The following is a 20216-nucleotide window of genomic DNA, read 5'->3' as shown; positions in this document are numbered from 1 at the left end:
GGCGCGTTCGGCTCGATCAATCGGCTCGAGAGTCAAAGCGTCATGCGTCAACGGTTCAGTCTTGCCCGGCTTCTTGCGTCCACGTCGATGGTCGCGGCGGTGGCCATGGGCCTCGGCGGCTGCACGGCGATGTCGAAACTCTCCGACGTCACGGGTTCGGTCGGAGGCCCCCGCGCGGAGGCGCCTGCGGCCGATCGCGCGCCAACCGATCCGGTGCGCGCCGTCGAGGTCTATGGCGAGCGCTACCGCGCCAATCCCAAGGATGCCGACACCGCACTCGCCTATGGTCAGGCGCTGCGCGCCAACGGCCAGCGGGCCCAGGCCGTCGCCGTGCTCGAGCAGGCGACCATAGCCAATCCCGGCAACAAGGCGCTGCTCGCCCAGTACGGCCGCGCCCTCGCCGACAACGGCAATTTCCAGCAGGCCTACGACGTCCTGTCGAAGGCGCATTCGCCCGACAATCCGGACTGGCGCCTGCTCTCGGTGCAGGGCACTGCGCTGGACCAGATGGGCCGTCACGAGGAGGCGCGTTCCTATTACACGACCGCCCTCAAGATCGCCCCGGGTGATCCTGGCGTGCTCTCCAATCTCGGCCTGTCCTACATGCTCTCGAGAGACCTGCCGAAGGCCGAAGAAGCGCTGCGGCAGGCCTATGCCTCACCGCGTGCGAGCGGCCGGGTGCGGCAGAATCTCGGCCTGGTCGTCGGTCTCCAGGGCCGCTTCGCGGAAGCCGAGACCATCGTCAAGGCAGATCTGCCGCCGGATCAGGCTGCGGCCAATGTCGCCTACCTCAAGGACATGCTGAACCGCAACGACAGTCAGCGCGGCCCGCCGAAGCGGACGCCTGTCGCCGCGCTCAGCCAGCACGACTGATCAAACCTCATCTTGCATTCTTGCAGGCCGCGCGCGGATTTCAGCGCGGCTCACGCCTTGCGTTCCCGTTACTGCATCTCGGTGATCTTGATGCCGGTCGGCCCGAGAATGACGACGAACAGCACGGGCAGAAAGAACAGGATCATCGGCACCGTCAGCTTCGGCGGCAGGGCGGCGGCCTTCTTCTCGGCTTCCGTCATGCGCATGTCGCGGTTCTCCTGCGCCATGACGCGCAAGGAATGACCGAGCGGGGTGCCGTAGCGTTCCGCCTGCTGAAGCGCCAGACACACCGACTTGACGCCTTCGAGCCCGGTACGCCGGGCCAGATTCTCGTAGGCGACCTTGCGATCCTGCAGATAGGACAATTCGGCGGTGGTGAGCGTGAACTCCTCCGACAGCGCGATCGACTGGCCCACGATTTCGGTGGCGACCTTCCGGAACGCCATCTCGACCGACATGCCTGACTCGATGCAGATCAGCAGCAGGTCGAGCGCGTCGGGAAAGGCGCGCTTGATCGAGAGTTGGCGCTTGGAGATCGCGTTCCGCAGGAACAGCATCGGCGCCTGGAGGCCGAGATAGGCCGCGCCGATGCAGATACCGATCTTGATCGGCATCGACTGCTCCATATGCGCGATCAGGAACACATAAACGATCGAGCCGACGAACAGCACGATCGGAGCGACCATGCGGGCAAACAGGAAGGTGATGTAGGGCGCCTGACCGCGGTAACCCGCCATGATGAGCTTGTCGCGCGCGGCTTCCTGCGCGAGCCATTTGGTGAGGTTGAAGTCCTCGACGACCTTGGAGACGATCTGCTTCGGCGTCTGGCGCAGCGTGACCTTTTCGCTCTTGTGCAGGCGCTCTCGCTCGCGCTGCCGGATGCGCTCGCGCTCGCTCGCCACCGCCTTCATTCGCTTTGAGAGCCCCTCGCCGGCGAACAGCGGCATCACCAGCGTATAGACGGTGGCGCTGGCGGCAATGGCCGCCAGCATCATGGTCATGAAGCGGACGTCATGTAGCTTCGCAACGAGAAATTCGACCATACGGCACCGTCAGAAATCGAAATTGATCATCTTCTTCATCACCATGATGCCGATCGACATCCAGACGACGCAGCCGACCAGCATCAGCTGGCCGGTGGGGTGAGTCCAAAGCAGCGAGATATATTGCGGTGTCGTGAGATAGACGAGGAACATCACGATCGGCGGCAACGAGCCGATGATGCCGGCCGAGGCCTTGGCTTCCATCGACATCGCCTGGATCTTCTCTCTCATCTTCTTGCGGTCGCGCAGCACCTTGGAGAGGTTGCCGAGCGCTTCGGAGAGGTTGCCGCCCGACTTCTGCTGGATCGAGACCACGATGCCGAAGAAATTGGCCTCCGGCAGCGGCATGCGGTCATAGAGCCGCGAGCAGGCCTCGCCGAGCGGCATGCCGATCGCCTGCGTCTCGATGATCGCCAGGAATTCGCTGCGCAGCGGTTCGGGCGAATCCGCCGCGACGACCTTGATCGACTCGAACAGTGGAAGGCCCGCCTTGATGCCGCGGACGATCACGTCGACCGCGTCCGGCAGCGCCGCCAGGAACTTGGTCTCGCGCCGCTTCTTCAGGAAGCTCAGCGCCCAGCGCGGAAGGCCGAAGCCGCCGGCAAAGGCGAGGCCGACAGCGCCAATCAGCCCGCCGCCGGCGAACAGGGCGACCGCGAAGAACGCGGCGGCGACGACGGCCGAGACGATCCAGAATTTCTGCGGCGCCCAGTCGAGGCCCGCCTGCGACAGGCGCACGGTGAGCGGCACGCTCTTTTCCTGCAGGCGTCGCGCCTCCAGATCCTTCAGCGTGGTCTCGACCTGCTCGCGGCGCGAGCGCTGGGTCTTCTCGGCTTGACGCGTCGTGGGCGCCTCGGCGCGCGAGATCGAGGCGCGTCGGCTTTCGGCCTTTCGCTCCCCCGACAGCAGCGGATAGAGGAAGACCCAGGCGATGCCGCCGACCGCTGCGGTGGCGAGGAACGCGAGGGCGAGGACCTGCATCTTCATGGCGATCTGCTCACGTCTTCGGCGCGACTTCCGCCGCGTCCAGCGCAGCGGCAAGGCGTTTTTCGTCGCCGTAATAGCGGGCGCGTTCCCAGAATTTCGGCCGGCCGATGCCGGTCGAGCGGTGACGGCCGATGATCTTGCCGTTGGCGTCCTCTCCGACCATGTCGTAGAGGAAGATGTCCTGCGTGATGATGGTGTCGCCTTCCATGCCCATCACCTCGGTGATGTGGGTGATGCGGCGCGAGCCGTCACGCAGGCGCGCCGCCTGGACGATGACGTCGATCGAGGCGCAGATCATCTCGCGGATGGTCCGTGAGGGAAGCGAGAAGCCTCCCATCGTGATCATGGATTCGCAGCGCGACAGGGCCTCGCGCGGGTTGTTGGCATGCAGGGTGCCCATCGAGCCGTCATGGCCGGTGTTCATGGCCTGGAGCAGGTCGAACGCCTCGGGTCCGCGGACTTCGCCGACGATGATGCGTTCGGGGCGCATACGCAGGCAGTTGCGCACCAGTTCGCGCATGGTGACCTGACCCTCGCCCTCGATGTTGGGCGGACGGGTTTCCAGCCGCACCACATGGGGCTGCTGGAGCTGGAGCTCGGCTGCGTCCTCACAGGTGATGATGCGCTCGTCGTGCTCGATGTAATTGGTCAGACAGTTGAGCAGCGTGGTCTTGCCCGAGCCGGTACCGCCGGAGATCAACACGTTGCAGCGGACGCGGCCGATGATCTGGAGGATCTCGGCGCCTTCCGGGGAAATCGCGCCGAACTTGACGAGCTGATCGAGCGTCAGCTTGTCCTTCTTGAACTTGCGGATGGTGAGCGTCGGGCCGTCGATGGACAGCGGCGGCACGATGGCGTTGACGCGGGAGCCGTCGGCGAGGCGCGCGTCGCAGATCGGAGAGGATTCGTCGACGCGCCGGCCGACCTGGCTGACGATGCGTTGGCAGATGTTGAGGAGCTGCTGGTTGTCGCGGAAGCGGATACCGGTGCGCTGGATCTTGCCCGCGACCTCGATGTAGACGGTGTTGGCGCCGTTGACCATGATGTCGGCGATGTCGTCGCGGGACAGTAGCGGCTCGAGCGGACCGTAACCCAGAACGTCGTTGCAGATGTCGTCGAGCAGCTCTTCCTGCTCGGCGATCGACATCACGATGTTCTTGATCGCGATGATCTCGTTGACGATGTCGCGGATTTCCTCGCGCGCGGATTCCGAGTCCAGCTTGGCGAGCTGGGCGAGATCGATCGCCTCGATCAGCGCGCCGAAGATGGTGGCCTTGACCTCATAATAATTGTCCGAACGCCGGCTCTCCATCGGCGGGGGCGGCGGAGCCTTGACAGGGGCAAGCGGCGGCGAGGCGACAGCCGGCGGCGGCGGGGCGCGCGACACCGTCGGCGCCGGAGCCTGGGCAGGCTCGGGCGACACGGCGCCGGGCTTGGGCGCCCGAAGGTCGGTGTCTGTTCCGCTACGCTTACCGAACACTTAACAACTCCATGCGGCGGCTTATTTTCCCCGCAACTTGTCAATCAGGGGTGAAAGCAGGGACGACTTTTGTTTCTTGGTCTCGCTGCGGCCGGTCAGGCGCTGGGCGATCTGAAGGAACATCTCGATCGACTTGTGGTTGGCGGAGATCTCCGCGATCATCTGGCCGTTGTTGGCGGCCGAACCGAAGATCTGGGGCTCGAACGGGATCGAGACGATCGGCTGGCTCTCGATCGCCTTGGCGAACTCCGCGGCGGCGATTTCGGGCCGCTTCGGCACGCCGACCTGGTTCAGGCAGTAGAGCGGCGGCCGGTCGTTGGGGCGCGCGGCCTTCAGCAGGTCGAACATGTTCTTGGCATTACGCAGATTGGCAAGATCAGGGGCGGCCACGATCAGGATGTCGTCCGCTCCGATCAGGGCGCGCTTGGTCCAGCCCGACCATTGATGCGGAATGTCGAGCACGATGCAGGGCATGGTGGAGCGCAGCGTATCGAACACGGCGTCGAAGGCGTCGGTACCGAAGTCATAGACGCGGTCGAGGGTCGCCGGCGCCGCCAGCAGGCTGAGATGGTCGGTGCATTTCGACAGCAGGCGGTCGATGAAGGCGGTATCGACGCGATCGGGCGAGAACACGGCGTCGGCGATGCCCTGCGGCGGATCCTGGTTGTAGTCGAGCCCGGCGGTGCCGAAGGCGAGGTCGAGATCGGCGACGACGGCATCCATCGCGAGGTCGCGGGCGATCGCCCAGGCGACATTGTGGGAGATGGTGGAGGCCCCGACGCCGCCCTTGGCGCCGACCACGGCGATGATCCGGCCGACCGCCTTGGCTTCCGGTGCCGAGAACAGGTTGCAGATCGAGCGCACGACGTCGATCGCGCCGACCGGCGAGAGCACGTAGTCGCTGACGCCGCGGCGCACCAGCTCGCGGTAGAGCATGACGTCGTTGATGCGGCCGATCACGACCACGCGGGTGCCAGCATCGCAGACGGTGGCGAGCTGGTCGAGCCCGCTCAGGAGATCGTTGCGGCCGTCGCTTTCGAGCACGATCACGTTCGGCGTGGGCGCCGAGCGGTAGGCTTCGATCGCAGCCGCCATGCCGCCCATCTGAATCTTCAGATGGGCCTTGCCGAGGCGGCGATCCTCGCCGGCCGACTGGACCGCGGCCGCGGTCTCCACGGTCTCGCAGAAGGCCTGGACCGAGACGCGCGGCGCGGGCGCAATATGCTCCTCGACCGGCGGAGGAGCTGCATCCGGCTGCTCGTCGTGTGTCTGGCGGGCGTAGCTGATCATTTGCCGGTGTCGCTGAGTTTGGCCTTGTCGGCCTCAGGATAGGTGACTGCCGTCGATGTTCCCTTGCGATACTTCTCGAAGGCTGCCGTGCGCCGTATCGTGTAGGAAGGTGTCTCGGGCCGCGGCTGCTCGAGGTCCGACGGATTGTCGACCATGGCGGCGAGATTGCGCTGATAGGCGCAGCCGTAATTGTAATAGTCCTTGTTCTCGAACCAGCTCTTGTTCTTCATCGAAGGACCGATGTCCTCCGGCCACAGGCCGCAGGGCCCCGCGACCGCGGCGATTTTGGAATAAGTGAGCCGGATCGGCGGCAGGAAGCGCTTGTCGTCGGGCTGGTAGGGGCGAACGTTGACGCCGCGCGGCGGAACGCCTGCGCCCGCCAGCATCGCCTGGATTTCACGCATCGTATCCGCGACCGGGCGCGCATTGGGCGTGCCGGACGGTACGTCGATGCGGATGGCGCCCGTGCCTTCGTGCAACCATGCCGACGCGACGCCCATCACGTCCGCGCGCTGGGCGGCGGTCAATCCGCCGCGCGCATGGCCGACGAAGACGACGATCGAGCGGTTCTGCTCCTCGATCGCGATCGGATGGCGCTGCTTGTAGTCGTCCGGAATGGAGGCGGTGACGACCTCGTTGTGCTGGCAGCCGCCGAGCGCGAGCGTCACGCCGACGAGCGCGCCACCGAGGCGGGCGGCGCCTTTCCGAAGCTGGGGTGGTCTTGTGATCATCGTGAAGTCCCCGTTCCGCCTCAGTCGGTGATGAAGCCGTAGGTGCCGCGGTAGTTCTTGGCCGGTTCGGTCCGGCCGGGCACGCCGTAGAGGCGGTTGATGTTGCCGATCAGCTGGGCTTGCGGATCCGGTGGCGGGGCGAACCCGGCATCCGGTCGCGACAGGTCCTTCGGTGCCACCGCGCGAACGACGTAAGGCGTCACGATCACGACCAGCTCGGTCGCGTTGTTGACGAAGTCGCGGCTGCGGAACAGCGTGCCGAGAATCGGAAGCTGCATCAGTCCCGGCAGTCCGCTGACGGCCTGCTTGGTCTGCTGCTGGATCAGGCCGGCCATCGCCATGGCGCCGCCGGAGGGAATTTCCAGCGAGGTCTCCGCGCGGCGGGTCCTGATCGAAGGCACGGTCAGCGAGTTCACCGACGTCGAGGTCACGGCCTGCGACAGCGTAATCGCGTTCTCGTTCGACAGCTCGGAGACTTCGGTCATCACGCGCAGACTGATCTTGCCTTCGCTCAGCACCACGGGTGTGAAGTTGAGCGAGATGCCGAACTTCTTGAAGCTGATCTGGGTGGTACAGACATGCGTGGTGGGGTCGCACGCATAGCCCGCCGGGACCGGGAATTCACCGCCGGCAATGAACGTCGCCGATTCGCCGGAGATCGCGGTCAGGTTCGGTTCGGCCAGCGTGCGGATCACCCCCGCGGTTTCCATCGCGCGCAGGGTGGCCTGCACTGTCGGCGCGCCCCCGAACTTCGTCGTCAGGTTGTTGCCGTCGACGAGGTTCTTGCCGAGCGCCGTGAACGGATTGGAATTGGTGAAGCTCACCACCGATGTGCCGTAGTTGAGGTTGGCGGTGAGGTCGATGCCGAGCTGCTTGACGATGCTGCGCTGGACTTCCGCCACCGTCACCTTGAGCATGACCTGGTCGCGGCCGCGCACAATGATCGAATTCAGCACCTTGTCGGACCCGCCGGCGAGGCGCGCCGCGAGATCGTTGGCCTGCTGCGCCTCCAGCGGGTTCGCCGCGGTGCCGGTCAGGACGACGCCTTCGCCCAGTCCGTCGATCTGGATGTCCGAATTGGGCAGGACCTGCTTCAGCGCGGCCCGCACGCCGTTGAGGTCGCGCTTGACCGCGATGTCATAGGCCGCAATCTGCTGACCGGCGGAATCGAAGAACACGATGTTGGTCTGGCCGACCGTGGCGCCGATGATGTAGGCGCGCTGGGCCGAGCGGACCACGGCATTGGCGATCTTGGGATCGGCGACGAGCACATCCTTGATGTCGCGCGGCAGGTCGATCACGATGGATTTGCCGACGCCGAGCGAGAGGAAGCGCGCGTTCATCTGGCCGTCCGCCGCGGCCGGCGCCACGGGGCGGTAATCGGCGGCGACCACGGGGGTCAGCACCGGGTTGAGCGCCAGCGCGAGAGCGGCCGAAAACGACAGGGCGCGAACCATCGAGGTTCGCAGCGTCGTCAAATTCACCCTGTTCTTCATATCGACTGTCTTCATCGTGCTTTCGCCGTCTGACTTGGAATGCCGTAGCGAATGATCGAAATGCCGTCCCGCTTCTGTGCGGACTCATCGAGCGTGATTTCGCTCATCTTGATGTCGACGATGCTGCGCAGCGCCAGCGACAGCGTGCCGCTCTGGCGGGCCGCGGAAAGCGTTGCGGTCTGCGCGGGATTGAGCTCGAGGGTGACAGTCTTGCCGACCACCGCGTTCTGGCCGTCCTTCTCCTTCGGCGCCTGGTCGATGGCCAGGACTCGGATATTGGACAGGATGATCTCGGAGGTGACGATGTCGGGGGCGCCGTTGGCCTGGTCCGGATTCTTCAGCCGGCGTGTGAGCAGGACGTCGACGCGATCGTTGGGCAGGATGAAGCCGCCCGCACCGGTCTCCGGCGAGATCTCGGTCGAGATCGCCCGCATGCCGGTCGGCAGGATCGCCGCCATGAAGCCGGAGCCTTCGGGCTTGACCAGCTTCTGGTCGCGGATCGGCTCACCCTGAATGAAGGGGGCGCGCGCGATCGAACCGGTGACCTGGGTCGCGCCCTCGGGACGCTCGTTGCGGCGGATGAAGGTGGCGCTGGCGGTCGCAGCCGGCCAGGTCTGCCATTGCACGTCTTCCGGCTTCACGGTCTGGCCGAGCCCGATGTCGTTCTTGGCCACGAGAACGTCGACGGTGGGAAGCTGCGCGACCGGAGCCACTGGGGGGGGCGCCGAATTGTCCGAGCCGCTCGCCAGGTACGCGGCGACGCCGCCGGCGCAGATGGCGACCGTCAGGACGACAATGCGTGCCCTATTCATACGCTTCACTTTCCACAAGACGCCGCGACGCTGCCGCCGCCGTAATCGGCAGTTGACCAGCTATTCGTCAAAGCATGGTTAATGAGGCGTATCTAAATCGCCTTAACGCAGGGTTACCCGTGCGTTCAGCGCAGCGCGAGGTGGGCGAGGTCGATCGCCTTCACCCATTCGGTCTCCGGGTAGACCATCAGCGCGCTCATCGCGAGCGCGATGCCGTAGGGGATGCCGCTCTCCTTGGCGTGCAGCCGCGCGAGCCAGGCCTGACCAGCCAGCCCGTAGGGCAGCGGCCATTGTCGGAACTGGAGCAGGAGCAGCGTCAGCGCGCCGCCGAACAGCGAAGCGTAGAGCAGGAAGTTCATCAGTTGCGCGAAGCCGAACCAGAGCGCGACCGAGGCAGCAACCTTGGCATCGCCGCCGCCGACCCAGCCCATCGCAAAGCAGGCAAAGGCCACGACCAGGAGAAGCGCCCCGGCACCGACGTGGGCAAGCACCTCGTAAGGTGCCATTCCACCGGCGAGGGCAAGTGCGAAGAAGCCTGCGACCAGCGCCAGCGACACCCGGTTCGAGATCGTCATGGTGAAGAGATCGCTCGCGGCGGCGAACGCCATCAGGGCCGGGAAGAGCAGAAGGCGCGCAAGGTCGAGGATCATGGGCTGCGTCTTGAGGCCTGGGTTTGCCGCGGGAACTGGCGTCGCCGGATGCTAGCCCGCAGTGCTAAACAAACCGACAACGGGCCGAAGGGCCAGGCCGAAGCCGGCGGAGCGCGTGTTCACCAGAGGCTGGCAATGCGCGCGGCGAGCGCGACCGTTGCAAGCAGCAAGGCAAGGCAGACCCAATAGACCGGCGATGCGGCCTGCGCCCCTGCCTCGTTTGCCGCGACTGCGGCATCGGTACTGTACTTGCGCAACGCCACTGGAACTCGCCGTCTTCAGAAAAACAAAGGCCCCGGAGGTCCGGGGCTTTTGCCGTCGTCCGTGGACCCGCTTACTTCAGCGAAGAGCTGATCGAGGTGAACTTGGTGTTCAGCGTGGTGCCGAGATTGTTGACGACGGTGATGATGGCCAGCGCGATGCCGGCGGCGATCAGACCGTATTCGATGGCGGTGGCGCCGGATTCATCCTTCGCGAAACGTGCAATCAAGTTCTTCATGAACAAAACTCCATCTGGGTGGGATCGCCTCGTTCGGCGCCGTCTTTGACCCGATGACCATGAGAGCCGAGCTCTTTCGGCGGGGTTAATTCGATCGAGCAAACCCGGCTCTGGCGCGATGCTTTGGTGCAGAGTGAATTTCGCCTTAAGACCGCGGCTGCAAATCATTCCGGTTCCAGATGCACCGCCGGCGCGGCAGCGGCTTCATCCTCCCTTAAATCTAGCGGAGTACGCGTAAGGGCACGGAATCCGCGGAGAGAGGCGACGATGTCGAGCCTGCCCATGCTAGTCGCCCTGATGATTGGCGAGACCATCATCAAGGTGATCCCCGTCACCTTCGCGCTCGCGGCAGTCTTCACCGTGCTCGAGCATTTCTGGGCCTGCAATCCCGGTGCGCCGTGGTGGCGCAAGCGGGAGATCATCACCGACATCTGCTATTGGTTCTTCGTACCGGTGTTCGCCCGCACGATGCGGATCGGACTTCTGATCGTCGGCGCGGGCGTCGTGTTCAACATCCATGACGCCGACGGGCTCATCGCCTTCTACGACAACGGCCACGGTCCGCTGTCGGAGCTGCCGCTGTGGGTGCAGGGCACGCTGTTCCTGGTGCTGTCGGATTTCATGCTCTATTGGGTGCACCGGCTGTTTCACGGCGGTGGCTTCTGGAAGTATCACGCCGTCCATCATTCGTCGGTGGAGATCGGTTGGATTTCGGCGGCCCGTTTCCATCCCGTCAATCTCGTGCTCGGTACGATCAGCGTCGACGTCGTGCTGCTGATGGCCGGCATTTCCCCGAACGTCATGATCTGGCTCGGCCCGTTCACCACCTTCCATTCAGCCTTCGTGCACGCCAACCTGAACTGGACTTTCGGGCCGTTTAAATACCTGCTGGCGACGCCGGTGTTTCACCGCTGGCACCACACCTCGCTCCAGGAGGGCGGCGATACCAATTTCGCCGGTACGTTCCCGATCTGGGACGTGCTGTTCGGCACCTTCCGCATGCCGGAAGGGCAACTGCCGCAGGATTACGGCAAGGACGAAGCCACGATGCCGAGGGAGTTCGGCGGCCAGTTGGCCTATCCGTTCCGCCAATAGGGCGGAAATTCGGGGACGCAAATGTCCAGTCCCTTCAAACAATCGCCGGCGAATTTGCGGAACGTTCATGAATTAAAGGCAGGTTAGCCGGGTCGGGCACCGGCTCCGCTGTCATCTGTTCGCTTCTGCCGGTTTGTGACGTCCCGGGGGTAAGAGTATGCGTAAAGAGCTGCTGCGCCGTCAGGCGCGCGTCTGTCTTCTGGTTGCCGCCGCTGTGCTTGCATCGCCGGCGGCCGGCCTGGCCGAACCCGTAGTCGATACCATCGCCGTCAGCGTCGACCAGGCCAAGCTGGTGCGACTGCCCGGCAAGGTGGCGACCATCGTGGTCGGCAATCCCCTGATCGCCGACGTCACGCTCCAGCCCGGCGGCATGATCGTCGTGACCGGCAAGGGCTACGGGGCCACCAATTTCATCGCGCTGGACCGGGCCGGCGAGATCCTGGTCGACCGCCAGATCCAGGTCGAAGGTCCAAGCGACCGGCTCGTTACGGTCTATCGCGGGGTCGAGCGCGAGTCCTACAGCTGCGTGCCGCTTTGCCAGCGTCGGGTGACGCTCGGCGACAGCGACGCCTACTTCAACAACACGATGAGCCAGGCCGGTTCGCTGAGCAACAGTGCCAGCGGCAACGCCGGCGCGGGCGCCAAGACCAACTGACCGGATCGACTGCGTCTGAACACGCCCTGGCGCTTCCGCGTCAGGGCGGCGTCTCTCTGCGCGTCGTCTTCTCCCGCTGCCGTGTGCGGTTAACGCATCCTTAACGGCGCCGTTAGGGGAGCGTGAATCGCCTGCAACACTTAAACAATCAGTTTTAGCTATTGATCGCAGATAATCGCCGCTGCCTCAGGAATTTGACGCGATGCCATCGCCTCCACCGACCAGGTTCACGCTCCGCAAAGCGCTATGCCGGTTTCGTGGCAGCCGCCGCGGCTCCGCGGCGGTCGAATTCGCGCTGGTCGCTCCGATCTTCTTCGGGCTGCTGTTCGCCATCATCGAGACGGCAATGGTGTTCTTCGCCGGCCAGGTGCTCGAAACCGTCACGCAGACTTCCGCGCGCGCCATTCTGACCGGCCAGGCGCAGGCGCAAGGCGGCTCGGTGGCGGCCTGCCAGACGACGCCCAACGTGGTCTCGGCGTGCGACCAGACGACGTTCAAGGCCTATGTCTGCACCCAGATCCCGGCGCTGTTCGATTGCAGCAAGCTTTACGTCGACGTGGTGAGCACCACCTCCTTCACGGCGCTGAGCCTTCCCAATTACGGCGATGCCTGCAGCTTCAACCCCGCCGGCGTGCAATACAATCCCGGCAGCGCCAGCCAGGTCGTCGTGGTGCGGATGTTCTATCAGTGGCCGCTCTTCGTCACCGGCCTCGGCTACAACATCGGCTGCAGCAGCAAGCGGCTGCTGGTGGCGACCGCGGCCTTCAAGAACGAACCCTTCTGATGCGGATAAATCCGGGCACGCCAATGCAGGCCATTGCGAATTTCCCGAGGAATGCCCGCGACGCGGTGCGCGACTTCCTCGCCGACAAGCGCGCGCTCGCGGCGACCGAATTCGCGGTCATCGTCCCGCTGATGCTGGTGATGTTCTTCGGCACGGTCGAATTCTCGTCGGCCATTGCGATCGATCGCAAGGTCACGCTGATTGCGCGGACGCTGTCCGACCTGACGTCGCAGTCGACGACGCTTGCCGATGCCGACATGCAGAATTCGTTTACGGCAAGTATCTCGATCATCATGCCGTACGACGCGTCTCTCGTGAAAGGCGCGATCACCGAGATCTATATCGATGCCGACAGCATCGCCACGGTGAAGTGGAGCAAGGCCGGCACCATTGCGAGCGGCGCCACGCAGGCCACGCTGGCGACCTCGGGGCGCAAGGCCGGCGACAAGGTGACCAGCGAGATTCCCTCGACCCTGCTCGTTCCGTCGACCTACCTGATCCTCAGCGAGGCCAGCTACACCTACAAGCCGACCGTGGGCTACGTGTTGAAGTCGAGCATCCAGTTGAGCGATCTGTCCTACACGCGGCCGCGTCAGGTCGCCTGCGTTCCCTACAACGGCGTGCCGTCCTCGTGCTGACAGCCTTGCGCGGGACATGAAAAAAGGCCGTGCGTTGCGCACGGCCTTCTTGTTTTCTCGCGAGCCGATCGGGCCAGGGGCCCGACGGGTTCAGCCTGCGGCGCGGAGGTTGTCCGCTGCCGACTTGCCGGAGCGGCGGTCGGCCACGACCTCGTAGGAGATCTTCTGACCTTCACGCAGCGTGCCGAGGCCAGCACGCTCCACGGCGCTGATGTGGACGAACACGTCCTGGCCGCCGTCGTCGGGCTGAATGAAGCCGAAGCCTTTGGTCGCGTTAAACCACTTCACGGTTCCCATGCTCACGGGGGTAGTCCCTTCTCAGATAACACTATGTCAGAGCCCGCTCGCGCGGGCCGGTTGGATCGAATTTTTGGAAGGGTCGTCAGCGTGTCTGAACCGGCTGTACCGGTGGATGCTAATGTCGTCCGGCCGAAAATCGATAATTTCCTTTTATCGGAATTGCGGCCTCAAAACAATCGGGGCGCGCACGAATTTTTGATCCGCCGTGACGTCCACGGCGGATCCGCATACAGATCGGAATTCCAACGGAGGCCTGCGCGCCGGCGATGGGTTAGCGGCGACGGAACTGGCCGCCGCGCTGACCGGGACGCGGCGGTCCGCCCACGCCGCTGGGACGTTCGTCCTTGTGACGGAAAATCAGCCGGCCCTTCTCGAGGTCATAGGGCGACATCTCCACCGTCACGCGGTCGCCCGCGAGCGTCTTGATGCGGTTCTTCTTCATCTTGCCGGCGGTATAGGCGACGATCTCGTGTCCGGCGTCGAGCTGCACGCGGTAGCGGGCGTCGGGGAGGATTTCGGTGACCAGTCCTTCGAACTGGATCAGCTCTTCCTTAGCCATATGGGGGTCTCCAGTCGTGGACTGCTAGTTCGAATGAGGGTTGCGGTTCGGTCGGCCGTTGGGGCGACTCTCGCGACGCAAAAAGGCAACGCCTTGTATTCCATCAGGCTTGCCGGCGCTATGCGCGGGACGCTGTTCCGACCGATCGGCGGGTGAGGAGTGCATCTTACCACCGGGACCGCGGTGACGGCGAGACCCCTTGGAGGCCTTGTGGCCATCCCCGGGCCTGCCATCAACAGGTCTGCCCTCGATACGGCGTCCTTCGCCAGGCCTTCCATCGGCATGCCTTCCATCGACAGGCCTTCCGTCAGCGGGCCGTCCGTCGGCGCGCCTGCCGGCGCCATGGTGCCGTCCGTCGCCATGCTTGTCGTCGCCACGCCGTCCGTCGCCGTGCCGGGCGCCCTGCGGGCGCTGGCCCGGGCGGCCGCCCGGCCGGCCCTGCCGCTGCTGCGGCGGGGGAGGGCCGGCATCGCGGCGGCCGGCGTCGGTGCGATGATCCTCACGCGGCAGGGCCACGCGGATCAGCCGCTCGATGTCGCGGAGATAGCTGAGCTCCTCGCCACCGGCGACCAGCGAGATCGCGGTGCCGTCGGCGCCGGCGCGGGCGGTACGGCCGATCCGGTGCACATAGGTCTCGGGGACGTTGGGCAGGTCGAAATTGATGACGTGGCTGATGCCGTCGACGTCGATGCCGCGGGCGGCGATGTCGGTGGCGACCAGGGTGCGGATCTCGCCCGAGCGGAACTGGGCCAGCGTCCGTTCGCGATGGTTCTGCGACTTGTTGCCGTGGATCGCGCTGGCGGGGATGCCGGCCTTCTCGAGCGATTTCACCACCTTGTCCGCGCCGTGCTTGGTGCGGGTGAAGACCAGGGCGCGGTTGACCGGCTCGTCTTTCAGAAGCTTGGTCAGGAAGGCGGGCTTGGCGGAGAAATCGACCTGGACGATGCGTTGATTGATGCGCTCGGCCGTCGAGGAAACCGGGGTCACCGCGACGCGGGCGGGGTCACGCAACATCGCGTTGGCCAGCTCGGCGATATCCTTCGGCATGGTGGCCGAGAAGAACAACGTCTGGCGCTTGATCGGCAGCTTGGCGACGATCTTCCGGATGTCGTTGATGAAGCCCATGTCGAGCATGCGGTCGGCCTCGTCGAGCACGAGGAACTCGACGCTCGAGAGCTTCAGTCCGTTGCTCTGCACGAGATCAAGCAAGCGGCCGGGGGTGGCGACCAGTACATCGACGCCCTGCATCAGGGCGCGGACCTGGCGGCCCATCGGCACGCCGCCGATGGCCAAGGTCGAAGACAGGCGGATGTGGCGGCCATAGGCGTTGAAGCTGTCGAGGATCTGCCCCGACAGCTCGCGGGTCGGCGACAGCACCAGGACGCGGGCCGTCTTCGGCTGCGGCTTGATGCGGTTCTCGAGCAGGCGGTGAAGGATCGGCAGCGCGAAGGACGCGGTCTTGCCGGTTCCGGTCTGGGCGATGCCGACGACGTCGCGGCCTGTCAATGCCAGCGGAATGGTCTGGGCCTGGATCGGGGTGGGGGTGACGTAATTCTCTTCCTGAAGAGCGCGGGCGATGGGTTCGGCGAGGCCGAAGTCCTGAAACGAAGTCAAAAGAGGGGTTCTTTCCATGTCAAAAGCGAGCGCCCGGCGCATTTGGCGCGGCGCGCGCAAAAGGGTGTCGAGAAGACACCTGCGTGTTTGGGGTGTCGGATGGCTTGGGAGATGTGGGGCAAGCCAGAGGCCCGTAGGGGCTTAAGAACACGCGGCTCGCAACGACCCCTTGATTCGCAAGAGGTCTCGGCTGCTCATATGGAACATTGCGGGGGCGCTTTCAAGGCAGCTCGGCCCTAAATGGCGATTGCGGTGCAGAAATAGTTATGCCGGAAATTTAGCCAGAACAGGCAATTTGCTCAAAAAATAGACCGCCTGCCCCTTTGGCATACATTTGAATTGCCTGGGATTTAGGCTGCGCGAATATTGCGAGACTTTGTTTTCGGACGATTTTTCCAACAAAACCAATTAGTTGGTGGGTGCTCAGTCCATGGCATGGTTCTTGCGAATCCGTTAATCGCAGGCGGCCGTGGGGCCGTTTCGCAGCGTTTTAACGTCTGCGTCAGGGAGATGAGACACTCATGCTTAGCAAATCTACTCACGATATAGCGGCATCATTTAGCCGCCGCGGCGTGCTCGCCGCGACCGCCGGATTGATGCTCGGTCTGGCTTCATTGACCGGCGCGAAGGCCGCCGATGACACCATCAAGGTCGGCGTGCTGCACTCCCTCTCCGGCACCATGGCCATCAGCGAAACCACGCTGAAGGACACCATCCTCTTCCTGATCGACGAGCAGAACAAGAAGGGCGGCGTGAACGGCAAGAAGCTCGAAGCCGTCGTCGTTGATCCCGCCTCGAACTGGCCGCTGTTCGCCGAGAAGGCGCGCGAACTGATCACCAAGGACAAGGTCTCGGTCGTGTTCGGCTGCTGGACCTCGGTGTCGCGCAAGTCCGTGCTGCCGGTGTTCAAGGAGCTGAACAGCATCCTGTTCTACCCCGTGCAGTACGAGGGTGAGGAAAGCGAGCGTAACGTGTTCTACACGGGTGCTGCGCCGAACCAGCAGGCGATCCCCGCCGTCGACTATCTGATGAAGGAAGAGAAGGTGAAGCGCTGGGTGCTCGCCGGCACCGACTACGTCTATCCGCGCACCACCAACAAGATCCTGGAAGCCTATCTGAAGTCCAAGGGTGTCGCCCAGGAAGACATCATGATCAACTACACGCCGTTCGGTCACTCCGACTGGCAGACGATCGTGGCCGACATCAAGAAGTTCGGCTCGGCCGGCAAGAAGACCGCGGTGGTCTCGACCATCAACGGCGACGCCAACGTTCCCTTCTACAAGGAGCTCGGCAACCAGGGCATCAAGGCGAAGGACATCCCGGTGGTGGCGTTCTCGGTCGGCGAAGAAGAGCTCGCCGGTATCGACACCAAGCCGCTGGTCGGTCATCTCGCCGCCTGGAACTACTTCGAGTCGATCAAGACCAAGGACGGATCGAACGAGAAGTTCATCAAGGACTGGCAGGCCTACACCAAGAATCCGAAGCGTGTGACCAACGACCCGATGGAAGCGCACGTGATCGGCTTCAACATGTGGGTGAAGGCGGTCGAGAAGGTGAAGTCGACCGATGCGGACAAGGTGATCGACGCGCTTCCCGGCATCGAGGCGCCGAACCTGACCGGTGGCGTGTCGAAGATGCTGCCGAACCACCACATCACCAAGCCGGTGTTCATCGGCGAGATCAAGGGCAACGGCCAGTTCGACGTGGTCTGGAAGACCCCCGGCCTCGTCGCGGGCGATGCCTGGTCGAAGGAGCTCGACGGCTCCAAGGACCTGATCGGCGACTGGGTCGGCAAGAAGTGTGGCAACTTCAACACCAAGACCAACAAGTGCCTCGGTTCCGGCTCCTGATCCGGATCTGACGCTCCATTGCGCGATCGGAGAAGGCGGCGATCCCGCCGCCTTCTCCAGCCATTTCTGCCGGGGTCTTTCACAGTGCCAGTCCATTTGTCTGCGCGCCTCTGTGCGCTTGCGCTCACTTTACTGCTGATCGCGTTCGCGCTGCCGGCCTTCGCCGGTCCGTTCGAGGACGGGGTCGCCAAATTCGCCAATGACGATTTCTCCGACACGGAAGAGGCGATCGGTGTGGTCGCGAGCAGCGGCAACAAGCTGGCCTTTCCCATCATCAGCGCACTTCAGGACGGCCGCCTCATGGCCGACCCCGACAGCAAGAAGGTCTACGTCACCGGCACCGACGGCAAGTCGATCGATGCCGCGACCGGCGAGGCGGTCGCCAGCGTCCCCGACAGCGCGAGCGCGGTCCGCCTCAACAACCGCCTGCGCCGCAGCGTCGATGCCGCAATCGGCAGCCTGACGCTGCAATCGCCGGATGTCGGAACGCGCCTGCAAGCCGCGCAGTCCGTGTTCAAGTCGCATGAAGAGACCGCGCTCGAGGCCGTCGATGCTGCGCTCGCCAAGGAGACCAACAGGTCCGTCAAGGCTGCGCTCGGCGACGCCCGCGCCGCCATCCTGCTGTTCAAGTCCGACGCCACCGAGGTCGAGAAGCTCGAGGCGGTCGCGACCCTCAAGGCGCGCGGCGACCAGGAAGCGCTGGCGCTGCTCACCGGCATGGGCGATCAGCCGGCCTCGGTGACCAAGGCGGCGGCCAGTGCCATCAGCTCGATCCAGTCCTCGCTCGCCGTCTGGTCCGGCGTGCAGAATGCCTGGTACGGCCTCTCGCTCGGCTCGGTGCTGCTGCTCGCCGCGATCGGGCTCGCCATCACCTTCGGCGTGATGGGCGTCATCAACATGGCCCACGGCGAGATGGTGATGATCGGGGCCTACACCACCTTCGTGGTGCAGGAGGTGATCCGCACGCGCTATCCCGCCCTGTTCGACTATTCGCTGCTGATCGCCGTGCCGCTCGCCTTCCTCGTCGCCGGCGCCATCGGCGTCCTGATCGAGCGCAGCATCATCCGCTTCCTCTACGGCCGTCCGCTGGAGACGCTGCTGGCGACCTGGGGTCTGTCGCTGGTGCTGCAGCAGGCGGTGCGCACCATGTTCGGCCCGACCAACCGCGAAGTCGGCAATCCCTCCTGGATGAGCGGCGCGTTCGAGCTCGGCCAGATCACCATCACCTATAACCGGCTCTGGATTCTCGTCTTCACGCTCGCGGTGTTCGCGATCCTGCTCGCGATGCTGCGCTACACCGCGCTCGGTCTCGAGATGCGCGCGGTGACGCAGAACCGCCGCATGGCGGCGTCGATGGGCATCGCCACTTCGCGCGTCGACGCACTGACCTTCGGCCTCGGCTCGGGCATTGCCGGCATCGCCGGAGTGGCGCTGTCGCAGATCGACAATGTCAGCCCCAATCTCGGCCAGAGCTACATCATCGACAGTTTCATGGTCGTGGTGTTCGGCGGCGTAGGCAATCTCTGGGGCACGCTGGTCGGCGCCTTCACGCTCGGCATCGCCAACAAGTTCCTGGAGCCGGTTGCGGGCGCCGTGCTCGGCAAGATCGCGATTCTCGTTCTCATCATCCTGTTCATTCAAAAACGCCCGCGCGGATTGTTCGCGCTCAAGGGCCGTGCGGTGGAAGCATGACCCCTCACATGCTGACGCGATCGCTGGACCGCAGCGCGACGATCTTCCTTGCCGTCGTCGCGGCCTGCGGCATCCTCATCCCGCTCTCCAACCTGCTGCTGCCCGCGGGCTCGTTCCTGCAGGTGCCGACCTATCTGGTCGCGCTCTGGGGCAAGTATGTCTGCTACGCCATCCTGGCGCTCGCGATCGACCTGATCTGGGGCTATTGCGGCATTCTCTCGCTCGGTCACGGCGCCTTCTTCGCGCTCGGCGGCTACGCCATGGGCATGTACCTGATGCGGCAGATCGGCACCCGCGGTGTCTACGGCAATCCCGTTCTGCCGGACTTCATGGTGTTCCTGAACTATTCGAAGCTGCCCTGGTACTGGTACGGTTTCGACATGTTCTGGTTTGCCGCGCTGATGGTGCTGGTCGTGCCCGGCCTGCTCGCCTTCTGCTTCGGCTGGCTCGCCTTCCGCTCCCGCGTCACCGGCGTGTACCTGTCGATCATCACGCAGGCGATGACATATGCGCTGCTGCTCGCATTCTTCCGCAACGATTTCGGCTTCGGCGGCAACAACGGCTTGACCGACTTCAAGGACATTCTGGGCTTCAACGTCCAGGCCGAAGGCACCCGCGCGGCACTGTTTGCGCTGAGCTGCCTGGCGCTGATCATCGCCTTCCTGATCTGTCGCTCGGTCGTGTCTTCCAAGCTCGGCAAGGTGCTGATCGCGATCCGCGATGCGGAATCGCGCAGCCGCTTCCTCGGCTACCGCGTCGAATCCTACAAGCTGTTCGTGTTCACGCTCTCGGCCTGCATGGCCGGCGTCGCCGGCGCGCTCTACGTGCCGCAGGTCGGCATCATCAACCCCTCCGAGTTCGCGCCGGGCAATTCGATCGAGGCGGTGATCTGGGTCGCGGTCGGCGGCCGCGGCACGCTGGTCGGTGCTGCGCTCGGCGCCGTCGTCGTCAATTACGCCAAGACGTTCTTCACCTCGGGCGTGCTGGCGCCGTACTGGCTGTTCATGCTCGGCGCATTGTTCATCCTGGTGACGCTGCTGCTGCCCAAGGGCATCGTCGGCACCTTCAATGCCTGGTGGGACTCCTCGAAGGAGAAGCGCGCCGCGGCCATGGCGAGTGCCGCGGCCGAGGACGGCGTCACCGAACCCAAGATGGCGGAGTAGCGGAC

General features: G+C 64.5%; 21 protein-coding genes. 8 read left to right on the top strand and 13 right to left on the bottom strand.

From position 1 onward, the window contains the following. Positions 1 to 42 precede the first annotated feature (42 nt). Positions 43 to 873: a tetratricopeptide repeat protein gene (locus CO669_RS11905; RefSeq protein WP_097659988.1), complete on the top strand. Its 831-nt coding sequence runs from the start codon at positions 43 to 45 to the stop codon at positions 871 to 873. 68 nt (positions 874 to 941) lie between these two features. Here the strand turns inward: CO669_RS11905 and CO669_RS11900 are convergent, their stop codons facing one another. From CO669_RS11900 to CO669_RS11860, 10 genes are all read right to left on the bottom strand, one after another. After that, complete coding sequence (locus tag CO669_RS11900; protein WP_097659987.1) at positions 942 to 1916, bottom strand: type II secretion system F family protein; 975 nt, start codon at positions 1914 to 1916, stop codon at positions 942 to 944. Between the two features lie 9 nt (positions 1917 to 1925). Then, on the bottom strand, positions 1926 to 2903 hold the full coding sequence (locus tag CO669_RS11895; protein ID WP_097659986.1) for a type II secretion system F family protein: 978 nt from the start codon (positions 2901 to 2903) through the stop codon (positions 1926 to 1928). Positions 2904 to 2913: 10 nt separating this feature from the next. Continuing rightward, on the bottom strand, positions 2914 to 4383 hold the full coding sequence (locus CO669_RS11890; RefSeq protein WP_097659985.1) for a TadA family conjugal transfer-associated ATPase: 1470 nt from the start codon (positions 4381 to 4383) through the stop codon (positions 2914 to 2916). A gap of 21 nt (positions 4384 to 4404) precedes the next feature. After that, on the bottom strand, positions 4405 to 5673 hold the full coding sequence (locus CO669_RS11885) for a CpaE/TadZ family protein (protein WP_097659984.1): 1269 nt from the start codon (positions 5671 to 5673) through the stop codon (positions 4405 to 4407). After that, on the bottom strand, positions 5670 to 6404 hold the full coding sequence (locus CO669_RS11880; protein ID WP_097659983.1) for a CpaD family pilus assembly protein: 735 nt from the start codon (positions 6402 to 6404) through the stop codon (positions 5670 to 5672). Before CO669_RS11880 ends, CO669_RS11885 begins: the two co-directional genes overlap by 4 nt. Positions 6405 to 6424: 20 nt before the next feature. After that, positions 6425 to 7900 (bottom strand): type II and III secretion system protein family protein, encoded by a 1476-nt coding sequence (locus tag CO669_RS11875; RefSeq protein ID WP_198963975.1) that lies wholly within the window; start codon positions 7898 to 7900, stop codon positions 6425 to 6427. A gap of 11 nt (positions 7901 to 7911) precedes the next feature. Then, on the bottom strand, positions 7912 to 8712 hold the full coding sequence (gene cpaB / locus CO669_RS11870; protein ID WP_198963966.1) for a Flp pilus assembly protein CpaB: 801 nt from the start codon (positions 8710 to 8712) through the stop codon (positions 7912 to 7914). Positions 8713 to 8837: 125 nt separating this feature from the next. Next, positions 8838 to 9362 (bottom strand): A24 family peptidase, encoded by a 525-nt coding sequence (locus CO669_RS11865; RefSeq protein ID WP_097659980.1) that lies wholly within the window; start codon positions 9360 to 9362, stop codon positions 8838 to 8840. Between the two features lie 119 nt (positions 9363 to 9481). Next, the gene (locus CO669_RS35945; protein WP_174718668.1) at positions 9482 to 9619 is read right to left on the bottom strand and encodes a hypothetical protein; all 138 of its coding nucleotides are present in this window, start codon (positions 9617 to 9619) and stop codon (positions 9482 to 9484) included. Between the two features lie 77 nt (positions 9620 to 9696). After that, complete coding sequence (locus CO669_RS11860) at positions 9697 to 9861, bottom strand: Flp family type IVb pilin (protein WP_097660093.1); 165 nt, start codon at positions 9859 to 9861, stop codon at positions 9697 to 9699. A 267-nt stretch (positions 9862 to 10128) separates the two neighbouring features. Between CO669_RS11860 and CO669_RS11855 the strand changes: the two genes are divergently transcribed. The 4 genes from CO669_RS11855 to CO669_RS11840 all read left to right on the top strand — a co-directional run bounded on the left by CO669_RS11855 (position 10129) and on the right by CO669_RS11840 (position 13033). After that, positions 10129 to 10956 (top strand): sterol desaturase family protein, encoded by an 828-nt coding sequence (locus CO669_RS11855; RefSeq protein ID WP_097659979.1) that lies wholly within the window; start codon positions 10129 to 10131, stop codon positions 10954 to 10956. A 157-nt stretch (positions 10957 to 11113) separates the two neighbouring features. Beyond that, positions 11114 to 11611: a pilus assembly protein N-terminal domain-containing protein gene (locus CO669_RS11850; RefSeq protein WP_097659978.1), complete on the top strand. Its 498-nt coding sequence runs from the start codon at positions 11114 to 11116 to the stop codon at positions 11609 to 11611. A gap of 202 nt (positions 11612 to 11813) precedes the next feature. Next, positions 11814 to 12395 carry a TadE/TadG family type IV pilus assembly protein gene (locus CO669_RS11845; RefSeq protein ID WP_097659977.1) on the top strand — a complete coding sequence of 194 codons (582 nt, stop codon included), beginning with the start codon at positions 11814 to 11816 and terminating at the stop codon, positions 12393 to 12395. Positions 12396 to 12418: 23 nt separating this feature from the next. Then, positions 12419 to 13033 (top strand): TadE/TadG family type IV pilus assembly protein, encoded by a 615-nt coding sequence (locus tag CO669_RS11840; RefSeq protein WP_097659976.1) that lies wholly within the window; start codon positions 12419 to 12421, stop codon positions 13031 to 13033. Positions 13034 to 13123: 90 nt separating this feature from the next. Here CO669_RS11840 and CO669_RS11835 read toward each other — a convergent pair whose 3' ends face one another. From CO669_RS11835 to CO669_RS11825, 3 genes are all read right to left on the bottom strand, one after another. Then, on the bottom strand, positions 13124 to 13336 hold the full coding sequence (locus tag CO669_RS11835; RefSeq protein WP_097659975.1) for a cold-shock protein: 213 nt from the start codon (positions 13334 to 13336) through the stop codon (positions 13124 to 13126). 268 nt (positions 13337 to 13604) lie between these two features. Then, on the bottom strand, positions 13605 to 13892 hold the full coding sequence (gene infA, locus CO669_RS11830) for a translation initiation factor IF-1 (protein ID WP_008131890.1): 288 nt from the start codon (positions 13890 to 13892) through the stop codon (positions 13605 to 13607). Between the two features lie 24 nt (positions 13893 to 13916). Beyond that, positions 13917 to 15548 (bottom strand): DEAD/DEAH box helicase, encoded by a 1632-nt coding sequence (locus CO669_RS11825; protein WP_097659974.1) that lies wholly within the window; start codon positions 15546 to 15548, stop codon positions 13917 to 13919. A 479-nt stretch (positions 15549 to 16027) separates the two neighbouring features. On the opposite strand from CO669_RS11825, the gene urtA reads away from it, so the two are divergent. The 3 genes from urtA (at position 16028) to urtC (ending at position 20211) form a co-directional block, all read left to right on the top strand. Further along, positions 16028 to 17356 carry an urea ABC transporter substrate-binding protein gene (gene urtA, locus CO669_RS11820; protein ID WP_097659973.1) on the top strand — a complete coding sequence of 443 codons (1329 nt, stop codon included), beginning with the start codon at positions 16028 to 16030 and terminating at the stop codon, positions 17354 to 17356. Between the two features lie 84 nt (positions 17357 to 17440). Beyond that, positions 17441 to 19048 carry an urea ABC transporter permease subunit UrtB gene (gene urtB, locus CO669_RS11815; protein ID WP_097659972.1) on the top strand — a complete coding sequence of 536 codons (1608 nt, stop codon included), beginning with the start codon at positions 17441 to 17443 and terminating at the stop codon, positions 19046 to 19048. Further along, positions 19045 to 20211, top strand: coding sequence for an urea ABC transporter permease subunit UrtC (urtC, locus tag CO669_RS11810; protein WP_097659971.1), 1167 nt, complete (start codon positions 19045 to 19047; stop codon positions 20209 to 20211). Before urtB ends, urtC begins: the two co-directional genes overlap by 4 nt. The last annotated feature ends 5 nt before the right edge of the window (positions 20212 to 20216 follow it).

The organism is Bradyrhizobium sp. Y36 (assembly GCF_002531575.1).
In the GTDB taxonomy this organism is placed as follows: domain Bacteria; phylum Pseudomonadota; class Alphaproteobacteria; order Rhizobiales; family Xanthobacteraceae; genus Bradyrhizobium.
Note: the sequence above shows the minus strand (reverse complement) of the source record. Positions and strands in the feature narration are given on the sequence as shown.

Excerpts from the sequence above, each read along its gene's own strand:
- CO669_RS11905 (WP_097659988.1), top strand. The coding sequence starts at position 43 with ATGCGTCAACGGTTCAGTCTTGCCCGGCTTCTTGCGTCCACGTCGATG.
- CO669_RS11900 (WP_097659987.1), bottom strand. The coding sequence starts at position 1,916 with ATGGTCGAATTTCTCGTTGCGAAGCTACATGACGTCCGCTTCATGACC.
- CO669_RS11895 (WP_097659986.1), bottom strand. The coding sequence starts at position 2,903 with ATGAAGATGCAGGTCCTCGCCCTCGCGTTCCTCGCCACCGCAGCGGTC.
- CO669_RS11885 (WP_097659984.1), bottom strand. The coding sequence starts at position 5,673 with ATGATCAGCTACGCCCGCCAGACACACGACGAGCAGCCGGATGCAGCT.
- CO669_RS11880 (WP_097659983.1), bottom strand. The coding sequence starts at position 6,404 with ATGATCACAAGACCACCCCAGCTTCGGAAAGGCGCCGCCCGCCTCGGT.
- CO669_RS11875 (WP_198963975.1), bottom strand. The coding sequence starts at position 7,900 with ATGAAGAACAGGGTGAATTTGACGACGCTGCGAACCTCGATGGTTCGC.
- cpaB (WP_198963966.1), bottom strand. The coding sequence starts at position 8,712 with ATGAATAGGGCACGCATTGTCGTCCTGACGGTCGCCATCTGCGCCGGC.
- CO669_RS11865 (WP_097659980.1), bottom strand. The coding sequence starts at position 9,362 with ATGATCCTCGACCTTGCGCGCCTTCTGCTCTTCCCGGCCCTGATGGCG.
- CO669_RS11860 (WP_097660093.1), bottom strand. The coding sequence starts at position 9,861 with ATGAAGAACTTGATTGCACGTTTCGCGAAGGATGAATCCGGCGCCACC.
- CO669_RS11855 (WP_097659979.1), top strand. The coding sequence starts at position 10,129 with ATGTCGAGCCTGCCCATGCTAGTCGCCCTGATGATTGGCGAGACCATC.
- CO669_RS11850 (WP_097659978.1), top strand. The coding sequence starts at position 11,114 with ATGCGTAAAGAGCTGCTGCGCCGTCAGGCGCGCGTCTGTCTTCTGGTT.
- CO669_RS11845 (WP_097659977.1), top strand. The coding sequence starts at position 11,814 with ATGCCATCGCCTCCACCGACCAGGTTCACGCTCCGCAAAGCGCTATGC.
- CO669_RS11840 (WP_097659976.1), top strand. The coding sequence starts at position 12,419 with ATGCAGGCCATTGCGAATTTCCCGAGGAATGCCCGCGACGCGGTGCGC.
- infA (WP_008131890.1), bottom strand. The coding sequence starts at position 13,892 with ATGGCTAAGGAAGAGCTGATCCAGTTCGAAGGACTGGTCACCGAAATC.
- CO669_RS11825 (WP_097659974.1), bottom strand. The coding sequence starts at position 15,548 with ATGCGCCGGGCGCTCGCTTTTGACATGGAAAGAACCCCTCTTTTGACT.
- urtA (WP_097659973.1), top strand. The coding sequence starts at position 16,028 with ATGCTTAGCAAATCTACTCACGATATAGCGGCATCATTTAGCCGCCGC.
- urtC (WP_097659971.1), top strand. The coding sequence starts at position 19,045 with ATGACCCCTCACATGCTGACGCGATCGCTGGACCGCAGCGCGACGATC.